Source organism: Pseudomonas sp. SG-MS2 (assembly GCF_009933855.1).
GTDB classification, from domain to species: domain Bacteria; phylum Pseudomonadota; class Gammaproteobacteria; order Pseudomonadales; family Pseudomonadaceae; genus Aquipseudomonas; species Aquipseudomonas putida_E.
This window is the reverse complement of the sequence record NZ_MOMO01000240.1, coordinates 24,320-48,846: the sequence shown is the minus strand read 5'-3', so window position 1 is coordinate 48,846 and position 24,527 is coordinate 24,320. Positions and strand designations below refer to the sequence as shown.

At 60.2% G+C, this 24,527-nt stretch carries 28 protein-coding genes; 11 read left to right on the top strand and 17 right to left on the bottom strand.

Translation table 11 applies throughout. The features are described from left to right. From BLX42_RS22210 to BLX42_RS22190, 5 genes are all read right to left on the bottom strand, one after another. The coding region (locus tag BLX42_RS22210; protein ID WP_161872642.1) for an amidohydrolase family protein at positions 1–634 on the bottom strand (634 nt) is incomplete at its 3' end. A 16-nt stretch (positions 635–650) separates the two neighbouring features. After that, complete coding sequence (locus BLX42_RS22205; RefSeq protein WP_172655317.1) at positions 651–1,379, bottom strand: ABC transporter permease; 729 nt, start codon at positions 1,377–1,379, stop codon at positions 651–653. A 111-nt stretch (positions 1,380–1,490) separates the two neighbouring features. Beyond that, a complete protein-coding gene (locus tag BLX42_RS22200) occupies positions 1,491–2,345 on the bottom strand; it encodes an ABC transporter ATP-binding protein (RefSeq protein WP_161872641.1) in 855 nt (284 codons plus the stop codon). A 66-nt stretch (positions 2,346–2,411) separates the two neighbouring features. Continuing rightward, on the bottom strand, positions 2,412–3,437 hold the full coding sequence (locus BLX42_RS22195) for an aromatic ring-hydroxylating dioxygenase subunit alpha (RefSeq protein ID WP_115274915.1): 1,026 nt from the start codon (positions 3,435–3,437) through the stop codon (positions 2,412–2,414). Between the two features lie 39 nt (positions 3,438–3,476). Further along, a complete protein-coding gene (locus tag BLX42_RS22190; RefSeq protein ID WP_161872640.1) occupies positions 3,477–4,490 on the bottom strand; it encodes an ABC transporter substrate-binding protein in 1,014 nt (337 codons plus the stop codon). A gap of 644 nt (positions 4,491–5,134) precedes the next feature. Here BLX42_RS22190 and BLX42_RS22185 point away from each other — a divergent pair. From BLX42_RS22185 to BLX42_RS22175, 3 genes are all read left to right on the top strand, one after another. Continuing rightward, positions 5,135–5,941: an outer membrane protein OmpK gene (locus BLX42_RS22185; RefSeq protein WP_080952116.1), complete on the top strand. Its 807-nt coding sequence runs from the start codon at positions 5,135–5,137 to the stop codon at positions 5,939–5,941. 204 nt (positions 5,942–6,145) lie between these two features. Further along, entirely contained in the window at positions 6,146–7,768 is a 1,623-nt protein-coding gene (locus BLX42_RS22180; protein WP_046786323.1) for a methyl-accepting chemotaxis protein, read from the top strand. Positions 7,769–7,855: 87 nt separating this feature from the next. Further along, positions 7,856–8,089, top strand: coding sequence for a hypothetical protein (locus BLX42_RS22175; RefSeq protein ID WP_161872639.1), 234 nt, complete (start codon positions 7,856–7,858; stop codon positions 8,087–8,089). Positions 8,090–8,122: 33 nt separating this feature from the next. Here the strand turns inward: BLX42_RS22175 and BLX42_RS22170 are convergent, their stop codons facing one another. Further along, positions 8,123–8,314, bottom strand: coding sequence for a hypothetical protein (locus tag BLX42_RS22170; RefSeq protein ID WP_196996291.1), 192 nt, complete (start codon positions 8,312–8,314; stop codon positions 8,123–8,125). Positions 8,315–8,512: 198 nt separating this feature from the next. Here BLX42_RS22170 and BLX42_RS22165 point away from each other — a divergent pair, with 198 nt between their 5' ends. Together BLX42_RS22165 and BLX42_RS22160 are read left to right on the top strand one after the other, a co-directional pair. Continuing rightward, positions 8,513–8,902, top strand: a complete 390-nt coding sequence (locus BLX42_RS22165) for a VOC family protein (protein WP_161872638.1) — start codon at positions 8,513–8,515, stop codon at positions 8,900–8,902. Between the two features lie 203 nt (positions 8,903–9,105). Then, complete coding sequence (locus tag BLX42_RS22160) at positions 9,106–10,089, top strand: YiiG family protein (RefSeq protein WP_256672057.1); 984 nt, start codon at positions 9,106–9,108, stop codon at positions 10,087–10,089. A 94-nt stretch (positions 10,090–10,183) separates the two neighbouring features. Here the strand turns inward: BLX42_RS22160 and BLX42_RS22155 are convergent, their stop codons facing one another. The 3 genes from BLX42_RS22155 to BLX42_RS22145 form a co-directional block, all read right to left on the bottom strand. Then, a complete protein-coding gene (locus tag BLX42_RS22155; protein WP_012314450.1) occupies positions 10,184–10,825 on the bottom strand; it encodes a 3-oxoacid CoA-transferase subunit B in 642 nt (213 codons plus the stop codon). An 8-nt stretch (positions 10,826–10,833) separates the two neighbouring features. Beyond that, positions 10,834–11,529 (bottom strand): 3-oxoacid CoA-transferase subunit A, encoded by a 696-nt coding sequence (locus BLX42_RS22150; RefSeq protein ID WP_039601534.1) that lies wholly within the window; start codon positions 11,527–11,529, stop codon positions 10,834–10,836. Between the two features lie 228 nt (positions 11,530–11,757). Next, on the bottom strand, positions 11,758–12,705 hold the full coding sequence (locus BLX42_RS22145) for an AraC family transcriptional regulator (protein ID WP_161872637.1): 948 nt from the start codon (positions 12,703–12,705) through the stop codon (positions 11,758–11,760). Positions 12,706–12,925: 220 nt separating this feature from the next. On the opposite strand from BLX42_RS22145, the gene BLX42_RS22140 reads away from it, so the two are divergent. Further along, positions 12,926–13,954, top strand: a complete 1,029-nt coding sequence (locus tag BLX42_RS22140; RefSeq protein WP_161872636.1) for an alpha/beta hydrolase — start codon at positions 12,926–12,928, stop codon at positions 13,952–13,954. 78 nt (positions 13,955–14,032) lie between these two features. Further along, positions 14,033–15,247 carry an MFS transporter gene (locus BLX42_RS22135; RefSeq protein WP_161872635.1) on the top strand — a complete coding sequence of 405 codons (1,215 nt, stop codon included), beginning with the start codon at positions 14,033–14,035 and terminating at the stop codon, positions 15,245–15,247. Between the two features lie 49 nt (positions 15,248–15,296). Here the strand turns inward: BLX42_RS22135 and BLX42_RS22130 are convergent, their stop codons facing one another. From BLX42_RS22130 to BLX42_RS22115, 4 genes are all read right to left on the bottom strand, one after another. Then, entirely contained in the window at positions 15,297–15,569 is a 273-nt protein-coding gene (locus tag BLX42_RS22130) for a hypothetical protein (protein WP_046786318.1), read from the bottom strand. 56 nt (positions 15,570–15,625) lie between these two features. Beyond that, positions 15,626–16,165 (bottom strand): type 1 glutamine amidotransferase domain-containing protein, encoded by a 540-nt coding sequence (locus BLX42_RS22125; protein WP_161872634.1) that lies wholly within the window; start codon positions 16,163–16,165, stop codon positions 15,626–15,628. Between the two features lie 81 nt (positions 16,166–16,246). Next, positions 16,247–17,575, bottom strand: a complete 1,329-nt coding sequence (locus tag BLX42_RS22120; protein ID WP_161872633.1) for an SDR family oxidoreductase — start codon at positions 17,573–17,575, stop codon at positions 16,247–16,249. Positions 17,576–17,677: 102 nt separating this feature from the next. Continuing rightward, positions 17,678–18,370: a DUF421 domain-containing protein gene (locus BLX42_RS22115; RefSeq protein ID WP_161872632.1), complete on the bottom strand. Its 693-nt coding sequence runs from the start codon at positions 18,368–18,370 to the stop codon at positions 17,678–17,680. A gap of 283 nt (positions 18,371–18,653) precedes the next feature. On the opposite strand from BLX42_RS22115, the gene BLX42_RS26990 reads away from it, so the two are divergent. Then, the gene (locus BLX42_RS26990; protein WP_168216571.1) at positions 18,654–18,959 is read left to right on the top strand and encodes a hypothetical protein; all 306 of its coding nucleotides are present in this window, start codon (positions 18,654–18,656) and stop codon (positions 18,957–18,959) included. A gap of 164 nt (positions 18,960–19,123) precedes the next feature. Further along, positions 19,124–19,510, top strand: coding sequence for an NUDIX domain-containing protein (locus tag BLX42_RS22110; protein WP_119689022.1), 387 nt, complete (start codon positions 19,124–19,126; stop codon positions 19,508–19,510). A gap of 6 nt (positions 19,511–19,516) precedes the next feature. Here the strand turns inward: BLX42_RS22110 and BLX42_RS22105 are convergent, their stop codons facing one another. Beyond that, a complete protein-coding gene (locus tag BLX42_RS22105) occupies positions 19,517–20,320 on the bottom strand; it encodes an OBAP family protein (RefSeq protein WP_161872644.1) in 804 nt (267 codons plus the stop codon). Between the two features lie 25 nt (positions 20,321–20,345). Beyond that, entirely contained in the window at positions 20,346–20,489 is a 144-nt protein-coding gene (locus BLX42_RS22100; RefSeq protein ID WP_158621126.1) for a hypothetical protein, read from the bottom strand. 177 nt (positions 20,490–20,666) lie between these two features. Here BLX42_RS22100 and BLX42_RS22095 point away from each other — a divergent pair, with 177 nt between their 5' ends. Both BLX42_RS22095 and BLX42_RS22090 read left to right on the top strand, forming a co-directional pair. After that, entirely contained in the window at positions 20,667–23,222 is a 2,556-nt protein-coding gene (locus BLX42_RS22095; protein WP_161872631.1) for an EAL domain-containing protein, read from the top strand. A gap of 43 nt (positions 23,223–23,265) precedes the next feature. After that, positions 23,266–23,484 carry a hypothetical protein gene (locus BLX42_RS22090; protein ID WP_046786312.1) on the top strand — a complete coding sequence of 73 codons (219 nt, stop codon included), beginning with the start codon at positions 23,266–23,268 and terminating at the stop codon, positions 23,482–23,484. Positions 23,485–23,563: 79 nt separating this feature from the next. Here the strand turns inward: BLX42_RS22090 and BLX42_RS22085 are convergent, their stop codons facing one another. Both BLX42_RS22085 and BLX42_RS22080 read right to left on the bottom strand, forming a co-directional pair. Further along, positions 23,564–24,007, bottom strand: a complete 444-nt coding sequence (locus tag BLX42_RS22085; protein ID WP_115274900.1) for a DUF421 domain-containing protein — start codon at positions 24,005–24,007, stop codon at positions 23,564–23,566. 8 nt (positions 24,008–24,015) lie between these two features. After that, on the bottom strand, positions 24,016–24,522 hold the full coding sequence (locus BLX42_RS22080; protein WP_115275556.1) for a hypothetical protein: 507 nt from the start codon (positions 24,520–24,522) through the stop codon (positions 24,016–24,018). Between the last annotated feature and the right edge of the window lie 5 nt (positions 24,523–24,527).

Genomic DNA, 24,527 nt, shown 5'->3' with positions numbered 1-24,527 from the left:
GGCTGGTGGGCGCCATCACCACCCGGCGCCAGGCGTCGGGGGCGGGGTCGTGGTAACTGCGCACCAGCCGCCCGACGTCATCAAGGTATTGTTCAAGGGTTTCTGGGCCGGCACTGGCGGCGCCTTCGGCCTGGCGCACCTGGGTTGCGCCGCCCCGGCACAGCACGAAGCGCAGGCCCAGCCGTTCTGCCTCCTCGAACAGAATCTGCGCACTGTCGAAGGCCATGCCTGGCAGGTACAGGTAATGGTGGTCGGCGACCGTGCTGCAGCCGGAGCGGGCAAGCTCTACCAGGCCGATACGCGCGGCTAGGCGGAAACTGTGCTCATCGAACAGGCCACGGTAGCGATAGGGTACCGCGCCCAACCACGCCCCAAGGCTTTGATCGATGCCCGCCGGGATCCCCTTGAGCAGCGACTGGAACAGGTGGTGGTGAGTATTCACCCAGCCTGGGTAGACCACGCAGTCGGTGGCATCGAGCACCTGCTCACCCGCCAGCGGTTGCAGGGCACCGAGGGCAGCGATGCGCCCTTGGCTGATACGGATGTCCGGCCCGGCGTGGCGGGCGGCTGCCCCGCGCAGGCCGGTGAGGATGGCACTGGCGTTGCGGATCAGCCAGCTGTCGGAATGCTTCATAGGGGGCTCCAAGGGCTTAACCCAGTTCACTTTCGTGCCAGTGGCGCAGGCTCAAGCGAGCCAGCAGGGCCATCAGGCTGAACAATGCGACGCCGGTCAGGGCGATCAGCACCAGGGCGGCGAACAGCCGCGGAATGTTGAGCTGAAAGCCCGCTTGGAGGATCTGGTACGCCAGACCGGCGCCGGTGCCCCCGGTGCCGGCCACGAACTCGGCCACCACGGCGCCGATCAAGGCCAGGCCACTGGCGATCCGCAGGCCGGCGAAGAAGCACGGCAAGGCACTGGGAATACGCAGGCGCAGCAGCACCTGCCAGCGGCTTGCGCGATTGAGGCGGAACAGGTTGAGCAGCCCCGGGTTGACGCTGCGCAGGCCCAGCACGGTGTTGGCGATGATCGGAAATACCGCGACCAGGGTGGCGCAGATCACCAGCGCCAGGGTGGTGTCGCTGCACCAGATGATGATCAGCGGTGCGATCGCCACCACGGGCGTCACCTGCAGCAATATCGCGTAGGGGAACAGGCTGGCTTCCACCAGCCGGCTCTGCACGAACACGAATGCGGCCAGTGTGCCGATGACGACTGCGAGGGCGAACGAGAGGAAGGTGATCTTCAGGGTCATCCACAGCGCACCGAGCAACATGGGGCCGTCGCTGATCAGCGTGCGGCCAATGTCGGCGGGTGACGGCACCAGGTAGACCGGTACTTGCCAGGCGATGCAGGCCAGCTGCCAGAGGCCCAGCAGCACCGCGCCGACCAGCAGCGGCGAAGCGATGCGCAGTACCGTGGGGTTGTGTAGCCAGGGGGTAGAAGGTCGACTCATGTCAGGGCTCTCAGGTTGTGCTCTGAAGTTGGGCGCTCAAGCAGGTTCGCCGTTGGCCTGGGCCAGCAGCCGGGACAGGTGGGCGCACTGCGCGATGAAGGCCGGGGAGGTGCGGTAGGCCTCGTCCCGCTCCAGCGGGCCGTCGATGGGCACATCGGCGATCACCCGCCCGGGCCGCGCGCCCATCACCACCACCCGCGACGACAGATACACCGCCTCGAAGATGCTGTGGGTGACGAATACCACGGTCAGGTCGCGTTGGGCCCAGAGCTGGCGCAGGTCGCTGTCGAGTTTGTTGCGGGTGAACTCGTCCAGGGCACCGAACGGCTCATCCATCAGCAGCAGGTTAGGTTCGGTGGCCAGCGCCCGGGCGATCGATGCGCGCATCTGCATGCCGCCAGACAACTCGCGCGGGTAGGCCCGGCCGAACGCGCCCAGGCCTACCAGTTCCAGCGCAGCCTGTACCTTGGGCTGGCTGTGGGCTTTGGGCGTGCCCGCCAGGTCCAGCGGCAGGCGCACGTTGTCCTGCACCCTGGCCCAGGGCATCAAGGTCGCCTCCTGGAACACCATCGCCAGGCTGCGGCCAGCACCGCTGGCCTGTGGATCGCTGCCTGGGGCGTCCTTGCCCCACCAGCGCACATGGCCGGCCGAGGGTTGTTCGAGGCCGGCGAACATTTTCAACAAGGTGCTTTTGCCGCAGCCGGAGGGGCCCAGCAACGACACGAACTCGCCGCGCTGGATCGCCAGCTTGACGCGGTGCAAAGCGACGGTGCCATTGCTGTAGGTCTTCTCGACCTGGTTGGCGAACAGCGGCGTGTCGCTACCCAAGGCGTCGGCGTTGGGTGGTGCCTGCAGCTGGGCACAGGTTTCGGACAGGGTCTGCATCAACATGGCGCTCTCCCCAAAGGTCATGAGCGGTTGTGTATGCCCCGGCACACCGGGGCGCCGAACAGGCGGTCAGTGGCTGGCGAACACTTCGCTTTCGCCATGGGCTTCGAGCAGGCCCAACAGTTGCCGGCGGATTACCAGGCCTGGCTTGTCCGAGGGCATGTGCAGCTCGACACGCCGCCGGGTATCGACGCAGGCGTCCGGGTCAGTGGCCTCAAGGATGTCACGGTCTTCGGCGGTGATCGCCGCGTCCCAGTCGATCAGTGCCTGGGTCGGGCAGTCAGCTTCGCTGTCGTTGCGATAGAGCCACTGCACCAGCATCAGCCGGCCATCATCGATCGGTGTGGCGCAGTTGTAGATGATGTGATGGATGCCGCTGTCCGGGTACATGCAGCCAAAGCGTCGGGAGAACGGCAGGTAGTAGCGATTGACCAGGTGACGCTCGGTGATCGGCGCGCGGGTGCCGGTAATGGCGAAGCTTTCTTCAGGGTTGCGGATGGGGACGCGGGTTTCGGCTTCAAAGCCATAATCGGTTTCGCGAAACTCATAGCTGGCCGGTTGCGGCTGGTCGAACAGGCCGAAGTTGGCCTTGTGCACGAAGGAGAAATGCGAGTTGTCGAAAGAGTTTTCCATCACCCGCAGCGGGCTGGTTTTCCACTCTTCGTAGAACTGGAAGATGCGCCGGTAGCCGGGGGCGCCGTCTTCCGGGAAGTCGGGGATCGGCTGCAGCGGATCGTCCAGCGCGACCCAGGCATAGCCATACTTTTCCTGGCAATGGTAGGCCTTGACGGCCGCGCCCGGCGGTATCGCCCCAGTCGGGTTCTGCGGGATCTTCACGCAGGTGCCGCTGCAGTCGTATTCCCAGCCGTGGTAGCCGCAGGCGATATTGCCGTCTTCGCTGACAAAGCCCTTGGACAATTTGGCGGTGCGGTGGCAGCAACGGTCGCGCATCGCTACCGGGGTGCCATCGGGGCGCTTCCAAAGGACCAGGGCTTCACCGAGCAAGGTGAAGGGTTTTGGCCCGTCGTCCAGGGCTGTCATGGGCAGCAGGGCGTACCAGAAGCGTCGCAATACAGGTTGTTTGGTGACCAGCATGATCCAGTTTCCTCACGGTATTAAGTGTTGTTGTAAGGCTCAGCGGCTGGCGGCCTGGACGGTGTCGGGCTGCACGTTCAGGCCTTGCACGAAGCGGGTGGTATAGGCCTTTTGCCAAGGGGCGGCGGCGCCGAGCAGGCCGGCCTGGACCATGAAGTCGCGGGTGGCCTGCCAGCGGGCGTCGTTCATCGTGCCGATGCCGTGGCTGGCAGCGTCGCCCCCTGTGACCAGCTGGTATTGCTTGAGCGTCGAGACGCCCCAAGCCAGCAGCTCATCGCTCATGTTGGGGTTGTCGCGCTTGATCAGCGCATTGCCCGCTGCGGGGTTGTCCAGGTAGCGTTTCCAGCCCTCGAGCGAGGCGCGGACAAACCCGGCGACGCGCTCGGGATGCTGGTCGATGATGTCCTGGCGGGTGACCACGGTGGAACCGTAGGGCGGGTAACCTGCATCGGCGAACAGGAAGAAGTTGGGTTTCTGGCCTGCCTTGATGGCCTGGAACAGTTCAGAACTGGCGTAGGCCTGCTGGGTGGTGTCGGCGCCGGCGAGGAAGGGCTGCAGGTTGAAGGTGTAAGGCCGTGCCTGGCTGTCCTGAAGCTGGTACTTGCCTTTGAGCCAAGGCCACCAGGTTTGCTGCCCGGACGTGGACACCAGCACCTGCTTGTTTTGCAGGCCGTCCAGGCCGTTGACATCGGCGTGTGTCATCAAGCCCTGCGGGTCACCCTGGAAGGGCGCAGCCACCGCGACCACCGGCAGCCCTTGCTCCACGCTCTTGAGGATCTGCAGGTCGTAGTTGACGATGAAGTCGGCTTGCTTGCTGACCAGCAACTGCATGCCATTGACCTGCGGGCCGCCCATGCGGATGGACACATCCAGGCCTTCTTTCTCATACAAACCATCGGCCACGGCCTGGTAAAAGCCGCCCTGTTCTGCCTGGGCGTACCAGGAGGTGAGCAACACGACTTTGTCGTTGGCCATGGCCAGGGAGGCGCTGCTCAACACTGCTGCGCCAAGCAGCGAGCGAAGCGGGTAAGTCAAAGCAAAGCGGTTTTTCATGATTGTTCTCCACCTCGATTCGAAATGCGCCAGGTGTTGGGGAACACGCCAGCGAAAACCGAGCGGAGAGAGAACGCAGCAAGAGGAGGGTGCACACAGCATGCAGCAGCCACGGCCGACATTTCTCTACTTGCCCAGGGCCGTGAGGCCGCGCGCAAATCATCCGCTCGGATGTACGCCCAATTCAAGGCGCAAGAGCAATGCCCCATGCCATTTCGGCACTGACCGCTTCTACTCGAAGGCAGATGAAGCGAGAAGCGTGCCAATGTGCGCAAACCGCCAAAGCCGGGCTGTTCAGGGCCGGGCGGGTATTGCAAGGGCAGAGCAGTGATCCGGGAAGGTGCAAGGCAGGAGCGCTCGGCGCCATTAAAGTGCGCAATGCTGAGCCGGCTTGGTGCTCACTAATTCATTAAATTGGCCACAATCACTGAGCTAGACTGTATTCGATCAGTTGGCACGCCCCCTGCTAGGGCACAGTCGAGTAGAAGCGGTCAGTGCCGAAATGGCATGGGACATTGCTCTGGCGGCATCACGCCGCACACCCGGCAAGGGTGGCGCCACGGTTTGCAACGTGGCCAGAGGAGAGGTCTGTCCGCTGAATCCCTTGCTGGTGAACCTCACCGACCTCGACCCAAGGGATGCACATGAAACTCAACCCTCTTGCCTGCCTAAGCTACTGCTTCCTGCCCCTCTGCGCCCTGGCCAGTTCCGGCGCGCAGGCCGGCCCGCTGATGTGGTACGACAACAGCCTGAGCTACCTGTACGGCCACAACTACAAAGTCGACGGCACCGGCAACGACATTCAGCAAACCGTCACCTTCGAACACGCCAGCGGCTGGACTTGGGGGGATGTATTCCTGTTCGTCGACAACAAGTGGTCCAACGGCTTGTCGGGCAATGACGGGCACAGCTACTACGGTGAGTTCTCCCCGCGGTTGTCGCTGGGTAAGGTCAGCGGACAGAACCTGCGCTTTGGCATCGTCAAGGATGTACTGATTGCCGCTACCTACGAGCGCGGCGAGGGGCGCACTCGCAGATACCTGTTGGGGCCTGCCGTGGACTTGACTATCCCGGGGTTCGATCGCTTCTCGCTCAATACCTATTACCGCAAGCCTGACGGAATTACCGGCAAGGCATCGGGGCAATGGCAGATCAACCCGACCTGGGCAATGACCCTACCGCTAGGGCGATCGGACATCCTGTTTGACGGATACCTGGAGTGGTATGTGAATGACGTTGGCAGCAAGGGCACGTCGGATTACGTGGCCAAGAGTTTCCACTTCAATCCGCAGTTCAAGTACGACGTGGGCAAGGCCCTCGGGCACACGCCAAAGCGGCTTTATGCGGGGCTGGAGTGGGATTATTGGTCGGACAAGTACGGGATCGAGGATAGCCACGGATTCCCGACGGATCAGAATGCGGTGAGTGTGTTGGTCAAGGCGCATTTCTAAGCAATTACATCAGAACGTTACCGTATCTCCCTGTTTTTATAGGATATGAAGATCGAGCGTCGTCCGTGCGGCGCTCGATGCCTGCCACCGCAAAACCAATAATGTTCGATTATCGGGCGCTAACTCCCTTCAAGCACTCAACCTTGGCCTCTGCATGCCGAACGTAATGGGTAGTACATCCCACTGCCACCCGGATATGTCCTCATGCGCTTGCGCCATCTCAACATCGCTACCCGCTCTTACCTGAGTTTCAGCCTGATCGCCGCCCTGGTCGTGGTGCTCGGGCTGTTTTCCATCAACAAGATCTCCAGCATGCGCGAAGCCGTGGTGTACACCGAGCAGGTGACCAACGTCGGCACCCGCTACCTGGGTGAAGTCCGCAGCCACATGCTGGGCCTGCGCATCATCACCCTGCGCATGGCCATTGCCCGCGAGCCCGCACAGCTGACGCCGACCCTGGCGCGCCTGGAGGTGCTCAAAGGCCTGCTCGACAAGGGCGTCGAGGGCTACGGTGCGGTAGTGCCGGCGGCGGGCAAGCCGGCCTTTGCCGAGATGCAGCGGTTGATCGACCAGTACCGTGTGCTGCTCGACCAGTACAAGGGGTTGTCCGAGCAAAACCAGGTACCGCAGATGCAGGCGATGCTCAGCGGCGCCATGCAGGACATCTCCAACCGAATCGGTGAGCTGTACGACAACCTGGTCAAGTTCAGCAGCGACACCGCCGAACAGCACACCGCCCATGCCCGCGCCGAGTACCAGCGTGCCCTGTACCTGACCTTCAGTGTGATCGGCCTGGTGCTGGTGCTGACCATCGGCCTTGCCTGGTTGCTGACCCGCAGCATCGTCAGCCCGCTGCGTGAAGCCATTGGAGTGGCGCAGAACATTGCCGACGGCGATCTATCCCATACCGTAAATGCCACTGGCCGCGACGAGGCGACCCAGTTGATGCATGCCCTGGCGGCCATGCAGGCCAGCCTGAAGGATGCCCTGCGGCTGATCGGCGATTCTTCTCATCAGCTGGCCGCGGCCAGCGAGCAGATGTCGGCGATTACCCAGCAAACCTCCCGCGACCTCAACCGCCAGAACGACGAGATCCAGCAAGCTGCGACGGCCGTGACGCAAATGAGCGTGGCGGTGGAAGAGGTGGCGCGCAACACCGTCAGCACCTCCGAAATCTCGCGCCAGTCCGAAGACGCGGCGCGTCGCGGCCGTCAGCGGGTGGGTGAGGCGATCAGTTCGATCGGCAAGATGAGCCAGGATGTGCATGAGGCGTCGCGGCAGATCGAAGCGCTGTCGGTGCAGTCGCAGGAAGTGGGTAAGGTGCTGGATGTGATCGGTGCAATTGCCGGGCAGACCAACCTGCTGGCGCTCAACGCAGCGATCGAGGCGGCGAGGGCAGGTGAAGCGGGCCGCGGCTTTGCTGTGGTGGCGGATGAAGTCCGCGCGCTGGCGGCGCGTACCCAGAGCTCGACGCTGGAGATCGAGGAAATGATCAACGCCATTCGCAGCGGCACGGCGCGGGTGGTGGAGTCGATGCACAGCAATAGCCAGCAGGTGGGGCATACCCTGCAGGTAGCTGAGTTGGCCGGGCAGGCACTGGATGAGATCACCGATGGTGCGACAACGATTCACGAGCGCAACCTGGTGGTGGCCAGTGCCACTGAAGAACAGGCACAAGTGGCTCGAGAAGTCGATCGTAACCTGTTGAATATTCGGGATCTTGCGGTGCAGACCTCCGAGGGTGCAGGCCAGATCAGCACGGCGAGCCAGGAGCTGGCCAGCTTGTCGATTGGCTTGAACGGGATGATGAAGCGGTTTCGGCTGTGACTACTGCGCAATGATGTCGGCCTGAGTCGAACCATATGCTGACCCTCTGGTCAGGATACTTACCTATCCAGCATCATTGAGGTCAGCATGCACACGTACAACCTGACGTACCTTTTCAAGGGCGAACCGCGTAACCACTCGTTCGAGCTCAAGCAGAGCGGGCTCCCCGTTCACGAAGCAGCATTGCACTTGATCGTGCTGCATTACGGGGATGGTGAGAATAGCCTCGTGATGCCTGCCGCGCACGCCTCCCCGACGGAGATTCTGCAGCAGGCCAAGGCGCTGGAAATTACCAAGGTCGAAGTACATCCTGGCAAGTAGGCCTTGTAAGCGGGTTACGGGAGAGCAGGGTGGTCAGCCTGCCTTCAACCCGGCCAGCTGCTGCTGTAGCTCGGCCAGCAACCGTCGACCCGCTGCTTCCAACAGGTCACCATACTGGGCGATGGCATTGCACTCCCTGCAGGTGATAATCGACTTTCGGTGGAGCCTGCCCGGCTTTACCAGATCTTGCCCATCGCACTCGAGGCATTTCAGGGTGACACTCATGATCTTCCTCTCCATGGAACACGCGCAGGATCCTTCATCGCGCCTTTGAATCGACCGGCAATGATGGCGCGGTACATGGAGTGGTCAAGTGGGTAAAACGTTCATTCCGGGGGCAACGAAAACAGGGTGGCGCCTTCAAGAGTTGCCGGCGGACGCCCTGCACGTCTCTAAACCCCCAACAGAATCGGAGATCGCGAAGTGATTGACCATCTGGACCACCTGGTGCTGACCACTGTCGATGTCGACGCTTGTAAAGACTTTTATATCCGCGTGCTGGGCATGCGCCTGGAGACCTTCGGCCAAGGACGTTTGGCGTTCTGCTACGGCAATCAGAAGATCAATGTTCATGTACGGGGGCATGAGTTCGAGCCAAAAGCCCATCTGCCTGTTCCGGGTGCATTGGATTTGTGCTTCATCGCCAGTGCTAGCCTGGAAGAGGTGATCGCGCAGCTTGAAGGTCAGCACTGGCCAATCATTGAGGGGCCGATTCAGCGAACCGGTGCCACCGGGCCTATCCGTTCCGTGTACGTGCGCGATCCGGATCTCAACCTCATCGAGATTTCCGAGCAGCTGTGGGTCGTTGGGTGATTGGCCAATGGGTTCGCGATTGGCAAATACGGTGCCGGCTCGACTGCACCTACGGCGCGGTCACTAACGCAAAGTGAGAGGTCGCGCGCAAAAATGCAAAAAGTTGCGCTGTTCCTGAACTTCTTCACGCGCCGGGGCTCTAGGATAGCGCTCCGGGCTGATGGCAATGTGTCAGCAGCCGATCGCTCATCAACAAGACAAGGATGAAGAAAGTGCAAGCAAGACGTGTATGGCTAGGAATGCTGGTAGCGACAGGGTTGCTGTTGGCGGGTTGCGATAACGATCAGGCTCCGCGTACTACCGCAGCCTCGCAAGGCCAGGTGGCTCAGCAACCTACGGCTGAGCAGATCGAGATCGAGAAATACAACGCCTATGTCGACGCAGCCAACCGTGGGGGCAACTTCGCGGCCATTCTGGAAAAGCGGCGGACCGAGTATTCAAAGCAGCTTAAGTCCAATAACAAGCTGTCCGAATACTATCTCTTCAGCGCCTATGATATCAGCGGCCTGCGCGACAATCTGAAAAAGGCACTGGCCTTGTCGTCGCCCATGCCTGAACTGGACGAGCCGGCAAAAGCAATGCTGGTGGCGCTGGAAAAGCTCGAACCTGTTCACAGCGAGCTTGCCAACTATGCCGACTCCAAAGGTTACCTGGCTGACGGCGGCCAGAAGGCCAAGGAGATGGAGCCTGCCCTGGATACGGCGCTAGAGGGCGTTGCTACTGCGCAAGCCAGGTTCTACGACGGCCTCACCAAGCGTGACGAGATCAACACCCGGCAAGCGTTCGAAGAAGCTGAAAAGGACTCAATGGCGTATTACCGCGCGGGCATTGTGCTGTACGCCAAGCAGTCGGTGCGCCTTTCCTCGGAGTTCTTCCAATCGGCTGGCGCCGAGGCGTCGGTCAAACCATTCGAAGAAAGCCTGGTCAAGACCGCGCAGATGATCGAAGGCTGGCACAAGCAGAGCACCGCCAAAAGCCCAGGTTGCACCGTGCTGCTGAGCCAGATGAACCAGTTCGTGGGCAAGGGACGTGAGGCCATCAACACGGCCAGAACCGGTGGCTATCAATACAATGAGCAACGTCAGATGGCGTGGAAGAACAATAATCCGATCGAGCGTGATGCAAAGTTCTTCGGCAAGTCCTTTGACGATGTCATCAATGGCCTGAACTCAACGAGCTGCAGCTGAGCGATCCGGTAACGCCTTTGCGCTGTACCCGACAAACCCACCGTTGGCCATCGTCACGGTGGGTTTGTGCATTTTCATGCGGTGTTGGCGCAGATCATTTGATCAGCGGCACACCACTGAGCTTTTGCAACTCGTCGAAGTCGATGTCAGCGCAGATCTCTACCACTTTCAGGCCGTCGGACGTCACTTCCAGCACGGCCAGGTCGGTATAGATGCGGCTGACGCAACCGATGCCGGTCAGCGGATAAGTGCACTCAGGCACGATCTTGCTTTCGCCGGACTTGGTCAGGTGGTCCATCATCACGAACACCTGGCGCGCGCCGGTGGCCAGGTCCATCGCGCCGCCTACGGCCGGGATCGAACCTTCGGCGCCGGTGTGCCAGTTGGCGAGGTCGCCCTTGACCGACACCTGGAAGGCGCCCAGTACGGCGATGTCCAGATGGCCGCCACGCATCATCGAGAAGGAGTCGGCGTGGTGGAAGAAAGCACCACCGGTGAGCAGGGTCACGTGCTGCTTGCCGGCGTTGATCAGGTCATCGTCTTCCTCGCCCGGCGCGGGGCTCGGGCCCATGCCCAGCAAGCCGTTTTCGCTGTGCAGAAACACTTCCTTGTCACCCAGGAAATTGGCCACCAACGTAGGCGCGCCGATGCCCAGGTTCACGTATGCGCCTTCCTGGATGTCTGCGGCCACGCGCTGGGCCATCTGGGTGCGGGAAAGTTTTGTGGTAATGGTCATGGCAGGCCTCAGACAGCGTTGGCGATCGAAGAAGCAGCAGCGCCGGTAACGGCGACCACGCGCTGCACGAAAATGCCCGGGGTGATGATGTGTTCCGGGTCCAGTTCGCCGAGTTCGACGATCTGGTCGACCTGAGCGATGGCGGTCTTGGCGGCCATGGCCATGATCGGGCCGAAGTTACGCGCGGCCTTGCGGTAGATCAGGTTGCCCCAGCGGTCACCCTTGTATGCCTTGATCAGCGCGAAGTCGGCGTGCAGCGGCATTTCCAGCACGTACTGGCGGCCATCGATCTCGCGGGTTTCCTTGCCTTCGGAGAGCAGAGTGCCGTAGCCGGTCGGCGAGAAGAATGCACCGATACCCGAGCCCGCTGCGCGGATGCGTTCGGCCAGGTTGCCTTGCGGCACCACTTCCAGCTCGATTTTGCCGGCCCGGTACAGTTCGTCGAAGACGTAGGAGTCGGACTGGCGCGGGAAGGAGCAGACCACCTTGCGCACGCTGCCTGCCTTGAGCAGGGCGGCCAGGCCAATCTCGCCATTGCCGGCGTTGTTACTGATGATGGTCAGGTCGCGGGTACCGGTATCGATCAGAGCATCGATCAGCTCGGACGGCATGCCGGCAGTGCCAAAACCACCGACCATGATGGTCGACCCGTCGGTGATGCCTTCCACCGCGCTGGCGATGGACTCATAGGTTTTATTGATCAAAGCGAGCTCCTGGTTGTTCCTGGAGTATGGGTTGTGGGCCTGCCTGGCGCGCCCTTTGACATGGGGGCCAGTCAGCGCTTGGGAAATGTTTGCTGACTGTGCTAAGCGTGCCGCAAGATCGGGCACAAGTAGAGAGGTGGAAGCGGATGGTGTGCGATTATCGAACCATTGTGCGATCTACGAGCGGTTGTTTGCATCGCGTAGTGGCCGGTTTCCTGAGCGCTGGGCTCAGGGCACGCTGGGTGTGGCGGCAGCTGATCTTTCCGCGCTCAGGCGCAGTTCTGCGATATCGCGCTTTGGCGGCGTGCCGAACTGGCGCCCGTACTCGCGGCTGAACTGCGAGGGGCTTTCATAGCCGACCTTGAAGGCCGCGGTGGCGGCATCCAGATGCTCGTTGAGCATCAACCGTTTCGCCTCGTTCAACCTCAGCCATTTCTGGTATTGCAGCGGGCTCATAGCGGTCAGCTGGCGGAAATGCTGGTGAAAGGTCGAGAGTCCCATCTGCACCTGGGAGGCCAACTCGTCCACTCGCAGCGGCGCGGCGTAGTTCAGCTTCATCCAGTCGATGGCCTTGGCGATTCGGTGGCCCTTGCTGCCCACGGAGGCGATGTGGCGCAGGAGGGGGGCCTGGTCACTCAGCAGCAAACGGTAGTGGATTTCCCGCTGAATGAGCGGCCAGAGCACAGGTATCGCATCGGGCTCCTCGAGCAGCTCGATCAGGCGGCTGAAGCTCTCCAGTAACTTCGGGCTCAATTCACCCACCCCAGCGCTGGTGTGAAAGGTCTGACCACTCACCGCAAGACGACCATCTTGTGCGATCAGTTCCGCCAGTGTGCGCAGGTCGAGCTTGAATACCAGGCCGAGGCAAGGGGCTTGCTCACTGGCCATCGTCACCGCCGAGTTAGCAGGGATGTTCAGCGAGGTGACCAGAAAGCGGCTCGTGTCGTAGGGGAAGACCTCGCTACCGATGACCATTTCCTTGGCGCCCTGCACCACCAGCACGACACTCGGCTCGACGATACAAGTAATCGGTGGGGCCGGTGCGTTACGTCGGTAGACGCTGAGATCTGCGATGTGTGTCGTGAAGTCGCCAGCTGTGGGCGCGTGTGCGCCTATTACCTCGCACAGCGTGGCCAGCGGGTTCGCAGGGGGGCGCGGTTGTGTGGTGGCAGGCATAGGAAGCTTCCGATCATCTTGTGGAAAACATTACGGTCGCGTTGCGTCATCTGTCCATGCCCAGCCGGTACGAGCTGGAGATTTAGGCAATAAAAATACCCGTTTGCTCTACTGATGAAGCGGTTTGTGCGACGAAGATGGCTATAGGCGAGGTGGCCAGTGTGCTCAGCAGAGCCTGCCCCTCGCACCATTTCCATTTCGAGCAGACAGGAATGAGTGCATGAAGTCTTTGTTCGTAGCGTTTGCCTTGATGGCCTGTTCACTCACTGCAGGAGCCGCCGATATGTCCCATGGAGCCGACAATTTCTATAAGAGTGACCAGGTATCACTCGAACGGGTTTCCTTCAAAAACCAGTTTCAGATGAATACGGTTGGCAACCTGTTCGTTCCTGAAAACCTGAAACCCAATACCCGTTACCCTGCCATCATCGTCGGCCATCCGATGGGGGCGGTTAAGGAACAAAGCGCGAATCTCTATGCCCAGAAGCTGGCAGAGCAGGGCTTCGTCACCCTGGCCATCGATCTATCGTTCTGGGGTGAAAGTGAGGGGCGTCCGCGCAACCTGGTAGCCCCGGACATCTACGCCGAAGACTTCAGTGCGGCGGTCGACTATCTCGGCGCTCAGGGTTTCGTTGATCGCAACCGGATCGGCGTGCTGGGCATCTGCGGCAGTGGCAGCTTTGCCATCAGTGCGGCGAAGATTGACCCGCGAATGAAAGCCATTGCCACGGTCAGCATGTACGACATGGGCGCCGCCAATCGCAACGGCCTCAAGCACGCGGTCACGGTCGAGCAACGCAAGAAGGCCATAGCTGAAGCAGCAGCTCAGCGTGATGTCGAGTTTGCCGGCGGTGACACCCTGTACACCAGTGGCACGGTCGACAAGCTGACCGAGCACTCCAATGCCATCGAACGCGAGTTTTACGACTTCTACCGCACGCCCCGGGGGGAGTTCACCCCCAAAGGGTTGTCGCCGCTTCTGACGACGCATCCCACGCTGACCAGTAATGTCCGTTTCATGAACTTCTACCCGTTCAATGACATCGAGACGATCTCGCCACGCCCAATGCTGTTCATCGCGGGAGAAGACGCACACTCCCGTGAGTTCAGTGAAGAGGCGTATCGCCTTGCCGGCGAACCCAAGGAACTGGTGATCGTACCGGGCGCTGGCCACGTCGATCTCTATGACCGCGTCGCATTGATTCCCTTCGGCAAGCTGACGTCTTTCTTTCGCGAACACCTCAAGTAACTGACGCCATCGCCAGGCCCAGCCTCTGCCCTGGGCCTGGGCACCTGCGTCTTTGAAATTGTTAAACCGAGATCCGTTATGAGCAGCCCTGCAATACACCTTCAACATACAAGCCGTCAGGTCTGGAGCGCTGTCCTGGCGATGTCGCTCTGTGCCTTCGCCCTGGTGGCTTCGGAGTTCCTGCCAGTGAGCTTGCTCACTCCGATTGCGTCCGATTTGTCACTGACCGAAGGCCAGGCTGGGCAGGCCATTTCCATCTCAGGTTTCTTTGCCGTCATCACTAGCCTGATGCTGGCCCCTATGACCCAGGGGATCGACCGCAAGCCTGTCCTGTTGGCCACGACCGCCCTGATGCTGATTTCCGGGGGGATGGTGGTATTCGCCCCGAACTACTTGACATTGATGGTGGGGCGCGCCGTGCTAGGAGTCGCCATCGGTGGCTACTGGTCGATGTCCACCGCGGTGATGATACGCATCGCCCCCGAACCGCTCGTTCCCAAGGCTATTGCCCTGATGCAGGGCGGTACCGCGTTGGCTACGGCAATCGCGGCGCCGCTCGGAAGCTACCTGGGCGGCATGATTGGCTGGAGAGGGGCGTTTTTTTGCGTTCTGCCGCTAGCCGCCTTGGCGTTGATGTGGCAAGCCTTCACGCTGCCAGCGATGCCAAGCGAGCGCAACGCGGCGTCAGCAACCGGATCCCTGCGTTTGCTGGCAGACTCCAGGGTCGCCCTCGGCATGGCGGCAGTTGCATTCCTGTTCATGGGGCAGTTCACACTGTTCACCTATCTGCGGCCCTTCCTGGAAACGGTCACGCATGTGGACGTGCCCACGCTCTCGCTTCTGCTGCTGATAATCGGCGCCGCAGGGCTGGTCGGTACGATGGTAGTTGGCACGCTCGTTGGTCGACACCTGAACCGCGTTCTTCTGGGAGTACCGTTGATCATGACTGCCATCGCTTTCGCCGTGATCACGGTCGGTAGCTGGGTCGTTCCAGTCGCTGTTTTGCTCGGTATCTGGGGACTGGTATCCACCTGTGCTCCCGTGGGCTGGTTCACCTGGTTGGCCAAGGCATTGCCGCACCAGGCAGAGGCCGGAGGTGGCTTGATGGTCGCCGTGATTCAGTTGGCCATCACGGCGGGCGCAACTGTGGGCGGAGTGCTGTACGACGGATTCGGCCATCAAGCCACATTCCTGGCCAGCGGTGTGTTTTTGCTGGCGGCAACCGCGCTAAGTGTTGTTACTAATCGAGCGTTGCCTGGTACAAGCCGTATACCCAATGGCACAAGCCAGTGAGACGCCCCCCGGCAGACGGCATGTGCATTGGGTAAACCCTGTCTGCTGATCAAGCAGGCCGCGAGTGGGCTCCTTGCGTCCTCTTTGACGCAATTTTGTTCTTCCGCCAGCCCCTAAGGTTCATGAGGCACAGCACGACCTGCAGCACGATCAAAGCCCACGCTTGAGCGTGCAAGCCCCAGACCGACCACAGCAGGTTGCTGGCAATGAAGCAGCAGAACCCCACTTTACGCCGGCCGGGACGGCGCGAGCCTATACACCAAGCTGCCAATACCGTGACAGCCATGGCAGGCCATTCCAACAAATCGATCCAGTCTTCCATCAGGCACAATCCCAATCGTTTCGCTGCTGTTCACACTCTGCGCGGGTACGCGAAACTCAGCCTGCCAACGCTTTGATCAACTGTTCATTGAAGGCGGGGATATCGTCCGGCTGGCGGCTGCTGATCAGGTTGCCATCCACCACTACCTGTTCATCCACCCACGTGCCGCCGGCGTTGCGAATATCATCCTGCAAGGTCTTGTAGCTGGTCATCCGCTTGCCTTTGGCCAACCCGCTCGATACCAGCAGCCAGGCACCGTGGCAGATGACAGCCAGCGGTCTGCCTGCTGCGTCGTGGCTTTTAACCAGCTTTTGCGCGCCGGGAATCAAGCGAATCGTGTCGGAGTTCTGAACGCCGCCGGGCAGCACCAGGGCATCGTAAAGATCGAGATGGGCACCCTCGAAAGTCGCGTCCACGGCGAATTCGTCGGCGGGCTTGTCATGGTTCCAGCCACGGACCGTACCTTCCTTTTCCCCCAGGATGTCGACCACCGCACCGCTGTTTTCCAACGCCTCACGAGGGCCGGTCAGCTCCACCTGCTCGAAGCCGTCGGTGACCAGAAAGGCCACGCGCTTACCGTTCAGTTGTGAACTCATCATTCATCTCCTTTACCGATAGACCTTAAATAGGGGCCCGCAATGGCGAGCAAAGTTCCTGCTCGTTGCTCGGTGGTGCGCTTAACGGCGCCTGCGTTGCGAGCGGGTGACGGCCAGCCCGGCGATGACCCCGAGGGCTGCCGCCACGACCCACCACGGCATGTGGTCTTTGCTGGATTTCCAGCCACCGTCCACGCTGCGTCGGCCACTCGGTGGCTCGAACAGGTTGCCGGAAGAAATCTCAGCGTTGGGGCTGCGGCTCAAGGCCTTGCGTGTGAGCCACCCTGAAACCAGCGCCAGGCGCGGGACGACGTAGCTTGCCAGGTGGGCAAGGCGAGCGGCAGCGCCCACCGTGGTGTTTGCGCGTGGGGAAATAGCGCTGGCTACCATGGCCTTGGCTACCCGCTCCGGATCGTAGATCGGCCCGGGTGGTGTGAGCGCATGGCCGGTGTAATTGCCGCCATCCCTGAAGCCTGGGGTGTCCATGACCGCTGGATAAATGTCGCAGACGTGGATGTCGGGGAACTCCGTCAGTTCTCCGCGCAGCGCCTCGGTCAGGCCGCGCAGGCCGAACTTGCTGGCCGAATAGGCGGCCGCGTAGGGCTGGGCAACCCAGCTTCCCAGTGAGAGTGTGTTGATGAGGATGCCGCTGCGTTGGGCCTTGAAATAGGGCAGGGCCACGTGGGCGCCGCGCAGGTAACCGATCAGGTCGGTCTGAATGACCTGTTCATGTGCCTCCAGGGGCGTTTGCTCGAAGTTGCCCACCGCGCCAACGCCTGCGTTGTTGATCCAGATATCGATCCGCCCATGGCCAAATTCGGCCGCCTGGGTGGCCAGCGCTTGCACCTGGTCGCTACGGGTGACGTCGGTAATGATTGCCACGGCGTCTGTTCCACAGTCGGTGCATTCGTCCAGCACGTCGAACAACGCCTGCTCATCGCGTGCGGCGAGCACCAGCCGCGCGCCTTTGCAAGCGAAGGCATGCGCGGCAGCCCTGCCTATACCACTCGATGCGCCAGTGATGACCACGACCTTGCCGCGCAACGGGCCCTTTACCGGTGCTGGAGCTTCAGGTTCGTCAGGTTGTGAGGCTTGCTCGATGTTGCCAGCCGTAGGTAGGAGGGTATCACTGGCTGCTATCTTCGAGAGCTGCAGTGCAGTGCCGTCGACCAGCACCAGCTTCATGCCCTCAATGGTGCCCGCCACCCGCTCCGGGAAGACCGGTTCACCTTGCGCATCCAGACTGTCATAGATGAACTTCGTCCCTTCGAGCCAGCCGACTGCCGTGAGCAGCTCGGGGCCAAGGTAATACTTGCCGTCCTGAAAAAAACCAGGGAACTGATGAGCGCGTTCGACGTTCTCCACGCAGTAACGTTCGCCTGGTTTCATGCCTGTCGCTTGATCGATCATGGTACAAACCCCTTCGCATGAATGCCTGCAATATGCTGTGTGCCTAAGCAGCTGAATGCTGGAGATGCAGCAAAGTTCAGAGGAGAGGGCAGGCGGTATCAGCTAACGGTTGCGCACCGTATGCAGTGCTGGAGACCAGACAGCATGGCCGCAGCGTTCACACGCGCTCGAATCGTGCGAATCATGGTAGGCAGGAAAGCCACAGCCCACGCAGCAATAGAGGCCAGCCTGGGGCGGTGTTGTGTATTCCGGCCGATGCTCGAATGGAAGGACTGAAAGGCCGGCCTTGGTGTCCTCCGGCCCATAGAAATACACACTGAGTTCTCCGTCGGTTTCCAACAGGCCTAAACGTACCTGGCCCAAATGCTCCACACCTCGCTGGCGTAGCTCCATGAAGAGTTCATTCGACGAAATGTTCATATTGCGCAGCGAGTGGATTTCGTACATGCCGTCCTTCACTACTGTTATCGGCAATCCATCGATCCAGGCTTCGCACGCCTTGCTTCGTTTCATGAGGTAGACGATACCCCGATACAGCAGCAGGAGCGTCAGGAACACCAGTGCCACCGGGAGCAGGGGGACGTCCTCGTAGAAGGTCACATCGCCGGCAGCGGAGCCAAGGGTCAGAATGACGACCAGCTCGAAGCGGGAGAGCTGTTTGATCCCGCGTCGGCCACTGAATTTGAGAAAGAAGAATACGGCCGTAAAAGCCGCCAAGACCCTGAAGGCGACTTCCAGAAGAAAGGCGAGAGGCAGCTCGCCGAGGAGCATCCGTTGAAGGTCGAACGGTACCATTCGAGTTCCTTTCCTGCAGGCTGGTGGGTCAAAGGTTTACGGTAAGGGCATCATCACCCATCCCTACCTGAGACAACTTCAATGAGGATCAAGATCCCCACCGGGGTTCCAGCGAAGAACTGTAAAACTCTCGGAAAACTATACAAAGTATTGAGATTGTATAGTTTTTTTGCCGATAGTCAGATTCAGTTCTCAATTCACGGACTTTCGATTGTCTGCCTGAACAGGTTCGCTATTTTAAGTATCTAGTAAGAAGGACAGGCCGAATACCGAGGGAGGCTTTATGAGAACTCGAGGACATGTGTACTGGGACTGGGCAGACCCTAGTCTTCACAATCGCAGCCATGACGAAATTCTTGACGATGGAACTCACATCGACGTGCAAGTCCGGTTATCCCGCACCGGAAACACGCAGATGTTCATAGGCGTCTACGCACCCTCTGGGGCCGCGCTGCACGAAGAAGCTTTCGACTCTCGGCCTGGAGAGTCGATGACCCGGGCATTGGCCTGGGGTGTGGGACGTGCCCGCGAATTTGCTTGCGAACCATCGCTTCTCAAACGTGAGTCAGCTTCGGCGAGTGGAAGATGAACTACCTGCTGCCAATCCACGCGCGGGATTGTCGATTCAATTGTTGACGGGCGATTTCATTTTGCAGTCTGACTGTAGTGCTCGCCCTGATACGGACAGAGTTTTGAACGTACCGAATATTCCGGTAGTCCACCGTTACTCAAGAATGGGTAAAGGAGGTGACCATGCCTAAACAAGGCGAGCTTCGAGCAAGAGCTACAGTGCTTTGCTTTCGCAGCGGCAGGCTATTGCTGGTGCGCCGCAAATCGCGCAAATGGAATTTCCCGGGGGGCGGCGTCAAACCGCACGAGCCTCCCCACAATGCGGCCATTCGCGAACTCCAGGAGGAAACAGGTATTCGCCGCCGGCGTCTGGTAGCACTGTGCACTGTCCGTGCGGGTCGTATTGTCCATCACATCTTCACATTGCAGATCGATGAACAAGACCACCCTGTGCCGGGAAACGAAATCGTGGCGTGCAAGTGGGTGCCCCGCGACAAGTTGGCACCGTCCCGCCTCAAGCCTTCAGCTGCCGAACTGCTTGCACGCCAGCTTCCGGCCTTGATCGCCTGACCCGATTCATGGGCTTGAACGACTGTTCGAATCGTTGGTTGTCGGGAGGGCAGCCGGGGCATGATCGTGCTGGCCGGTCGGGTCGGTGATCTGGATGATATTGCCATGCTGCCAGCCATCCGCTGCGGGGTCGGCTGGAGGGATGGGGATGTCGGCGCGTAGGGCCTTGCTTTTGCGCATATCCAGCTGCAATCGTTGATTGCGTTGGCGAACCATGGACGGATCGGCCTGCCCATCTGCAGTGAACCCCATCATCAACTGCGGCACACCAAGGGGCAGCCGCTTGCCCTGATCGGTGTGCCAGGTATGCCACGTCTTGCCATAGGTATGGGCCAAGCGCTTCATCAAGGCATGCTCGGCGCTCGCGGGTATCGCCGGTGCGCTCAACTGGCCGGAGGATACCTCATAGCCATGGCTGTGCCACATGGGCTTTTCAGCGGCAGGCAGTTTGGCGAACAGGCTGGCGTCAATGATGTACTCGACGCCCATGATCTTGGCAGCCTGGGTATTGCCGTCGTAAATCACGCATTGAATGACGTCTTCGTTGAGAATCGCGCAGTAGTGATGAGCCTCCATTTGGGCGTCCGGCTGACCGTTATAAAAATGAAACCCGTTGAGGTAGGCGTTGAGCGCATCAATCGGGGGCTTGGCCTGAAGCACCGCAGCGCCTGCTTCGAGCAATTGAGTGCCAGTCGTTGCAGGCCTACCAGGTGCCTCTACGGGGGATTTGGTAGTGGCAGCGCTGCAGCCCCATAAACCAAGGCCGCAAGCAACCGGTAACACAGCGTAAAAGGCTCTGAGTGCGCGCATGGAACATTTCCCAGGGGACAGGTGATCAGCCATCAGACTGCTCTTCAGGTGGTACCTGATCATCAGGCCAATCAGGCGCCTCATCGTCCGGGCCAGGCTTGGGAGCTGGCTCACCCGGGTTCTGAGGGACTTCATCGACATACGGGTCGGGTTGGTTGGAAGCTGCCATGTCGTGGCTCCTGTGCGGTGGGGTTGCCTCTGGTTAGGCAGCGATACCCCAGGCCTGTTCCATTTGATTGCCGGTAGATCCAGGGCCACCGACGCGCAGGCCACCGGTTGTCACTTTTAGCGATCATTCCGGTGTCCGTTCAGTCAATCGTAAAAATCCCAGGCATTCGGTGACTGAATGGACGCAATCAGTAGCAATAGTAATGATCTGTCGACGCGCAGCCATGTGGTTCGACAGTTGATATTGGTGTTTTCCGGGCTGCTGATGCTGGTGCTGATCGTAGGGTTGGTGTCCCTCTATCGAATCGCGGGGTCACTGGATCATCGCGAAAGGGCGCAAAGCCGTTTTCATGCTGAATCTGCAATGAACCAGCTACAAAAAAATGAGCGCAGCTATGTACTTACCCATGCGATCTGGCAATCGGCATTTGATCACCTGGGTCGCGAAGCCGATGTGCAGTGGGCTTTTGATGAGGACAACGTGGGCCCCACGCTGTATACCGCAGATGGTTATACGGGCGTGTTCGTATTAGATGGCAATGGCACCTCTTATGCCATGGTCAATGGCCAATTGAGCGGTGAAGGCTTCGCTCGCTACAGCCTTCAGGCAGACAGGATCATCAACCAGGCGCGGCAGGTTGCTGCCAAGCAACAAGCCGCCTCAGGTTACTTCCGGTTCGGTGAGCAACCAGCGATTTTCGCCGCTGCGGTCATTCAGCCGCCTTCTATGCCGCATCATCTACCCGCTCCCAGCGCAGTTATGGTGTTTGTCAGGGTGCTCGATGCCAGCGTGCTCGAACCTTTGGGCCGTGCTGCTGGTCTGTCTGGCCTCGCCGTCACCGATCTGAACACCGGTGACGAGGCGAGGGGAGCCCTGCCGCTGGAAGGCAGCGCTCATATCCTGACGTGGAACATCGTACGGCCGGGCAGTGAGCTGATTTCTACGGTGGTGCCAGCGCTAGCGTTAGCAGTCGTGCTCATTGGCGTATTGGTGACGCTGTTCGCCCGTTATGCCATGCGCGCCAGCACGGGTATCGACCGCAGCCACCAGCAGCTTGCCGCCTCCAAAGCGGCGCTGGAAACCAGCGAGGAGCGGTTCAGGGCTGTGGCCGAAGCTTCATCCGACTGGATATGGGAGACCGATGCCGATTTGCATCTGATCTACCTGTCGGCTCGATTTGCCGAGCTAACCGGGCACCCGGCAGGCGCTTGGCTGCATCGACCGATTACCGAACTGCTCGATTGCGATACCGCGCACCTGGAACATTGGCTGCACGGCTTGGCCGCCAGCCACGCTACGGGCAGCTTGCGCTGCCAATACCATGACCACCTCGGGCAGCAGCGTATTTGTCGCATTGCGGCACGGGCAAGTATCGATCATGGCCACTGTAAAGGGTTTCGTGGAACCTGCAGCGATATCACCGACGAAGTCGCCGCTCATGCCCAGATCCAGCACCTGTCGCTGCACGACGCCCTTACAGGGCTGCCCAACCGCAACAAACTTTTCCGATTTCTGGAACAGGCTGCACAGGGCGCTTCGCCACAGGCCGTAGCGCTGATTTTGCTGGACCTTGATAACTTCAAGCCCATCAATGACAGCCTTGGCCACCCGACCGGCGACGCGGTGCTCATTGAGGTGGCGAGGCGCCTTGATGAAATAACGCGAGAAAGTGACCTGGTGGCCCGTCTTGGAGGGGACGAATTCATCATCGTGCTCTCACGTCCCGGACAGCGAACAGAAGTGGATGGCTTCTGTGCCCGTGTGGTGGAGTCACTGCAACGACCTATTCTGGCGGAGGGCCATTGCGTTCAGGTCGGTGTCAGCCTCGGCGTAGCTCTCTCAGCTGACTATCCTGGCACTGCAAGTGACTTGATCCGATATGCAGACATCGCGCTATACGGCGCAAAGTCTGCTGGCAAGCATACCTGGCGCTACTTTTCTGCGCAGATGAACGAAGCGCTGCTGGAGAAACGCATGCTCGAACGGGAGCTGCGCGAAGGCATCGGCCGTGACGAGCTCGTGCTGCATTTCCAGCCGCGCTACAAGGTCGACGGTACGACGGTTGCCTCGGCGGAAGCGCTGGTGCGTTGGCAGCATCCGCGCAAGGGCTTGCTGCGCCCGGATCGATTCATCGCCTTGGCCGAGGAATCCGATCTGATCGTGCAGTTGGGTAACTGGGTCCTCCACGAAGCATGTGCCAAGGCCAAGACGTGGCCAATGGAGATCATGGTCTCGGTCAACATGTCGCCGGCCCAGTTCAGCCGCAGTGACGTAGTGCGTGATGTTGCCGAGGCGTTGCGACATACAGGGTTACCTGCCCATCGCCTGGAATTGGAGATCACCGAAAATGTGATGCTCAATGACGTCGAAGGTGCCCTGCAGACCATGAACGCGTTAAAGGAACTGGGGGTTCGCTTGAACATGGATGACTTTGGTACCGGTTATTCTTCCTTGGGCTACCTGCGAACTTATCCGTTCGACAGCATCAAGATAGACAAACGTTTCGTTCAATCTTTGGGCAAGAGCGCAAGTGACCGCAGTGAGGTTCAGGCGATCATCAACCTGGGCAATGCGATGGGCATGACGGTCACCGCCGAGGGCGTTGAGACCGCTGAGCAACTGGCGCTGCTCAGCGATGACCGGTGCCATGAAGTGCAAGGTTTCTTGCTCAGCAGACCGGTCGACCACGAAGTGCTGGTGCGGCTCATGGTTGCAAGTCAATCAAATGCTTAGATACCCACTCCTTCTTCACCCGTAACCTCGGAGAATTGAAGCGATGGCCAAGTACCTTTATTTGATCAGCTATATCCTCGACAACCAGCCTGGCACTTGCGAGTGTCGCAGCGACGAAGAAGACCTGAGCAGGGAGGCCGCCCGTGAGTACCTGCAGGGGCTTCATCGCAACGAAGCGTCTTCGTTCTCTGATGTGCAGGTACAGCGCCTGGAGCATGACCATGAGCCCGGCACGTCGCCGGGCCATTACCAACAGCCTTGAACCGAACCAGCTTCCCGCAGCAGGCCCAGGCATCAGCGCGTGCACCAGCACGCCTGCTGGAGTATCTGCTGCGGCCCGATCAGTCCTGAGGGATTATCGAAATCTTGCCGTTGCGTTCGACGATGGCGAATTTGATCTTGGCTACAGTTTCTATACCCTGGCTGTCGCGAGCAGACTCCAGTATGTCGTCTTCTGTCAGCCGCGCTTTGCGCATGCGGTGATGAAGAAAGCGTCCTTGTTCGACCACCAGCGTAGCGTGCCCGTCTAGCAGGCGCGCCAGCCGTTTGGAATTGAGCTTGGCCAGCGACAAGCCGACATCCAGCGCGATCAAGGTGGCGATGACCAGCATGGCGTTGGTGAAGGAGAAGTCATCGCCCAGTAAAGCCTGCTGAGTCGCTTCGCCAATTATCAGCAGCAACACGAAGTCAAATGTGGTCAAGTCCGCCAGTGAACGCCGGCCAGCCACGCGAAACAGCAACATCAGAGCGAGGTACATGCCTGCCGCGCGAAGAATGGAGTCCATGGTCGCTCCTACGGATAAAGGAAGGTAGAGAAATGCACCGCGCTTTGCGGGCCGGCGCTGACGATCCCTTCAAGGGGGCCGACGTGTTCGCTGCGCAAGGTGAGGTAGAGCGTGGCCACTCCATCCTTGCTGGTGCCCAACTGCAGCAGCAGCGACTCGCCGTGCGAGAGCGACTTCTGCGGTTGTGGTTGCAGCATTTCGATACTCGCTTCGCGCAGCAAGTCGCCCCCGAGCAGTATCATCACCGGCTGCCCGGCAATCCCGTGAACAGTGATGCGCACGTTTTCAGATGTACCGCTGCGGCTGAGCCGCTGATACGCCACTGCCACTCGCCCATCTGTACTCACGAGTTGGGCATCACTGAGCGGGCCATTGCCGAACAGCCCCGCAAGCGCCATCAGCACGATCAACACCAGCGCATACCAGCCGACCCGTTCGAAGCGCCACACGCGTTGCTGCATAGGCATGTCTTCCTCGACGGGATGACGCCTGGAAACGCGCTCATCGTCGTTCATGGTGG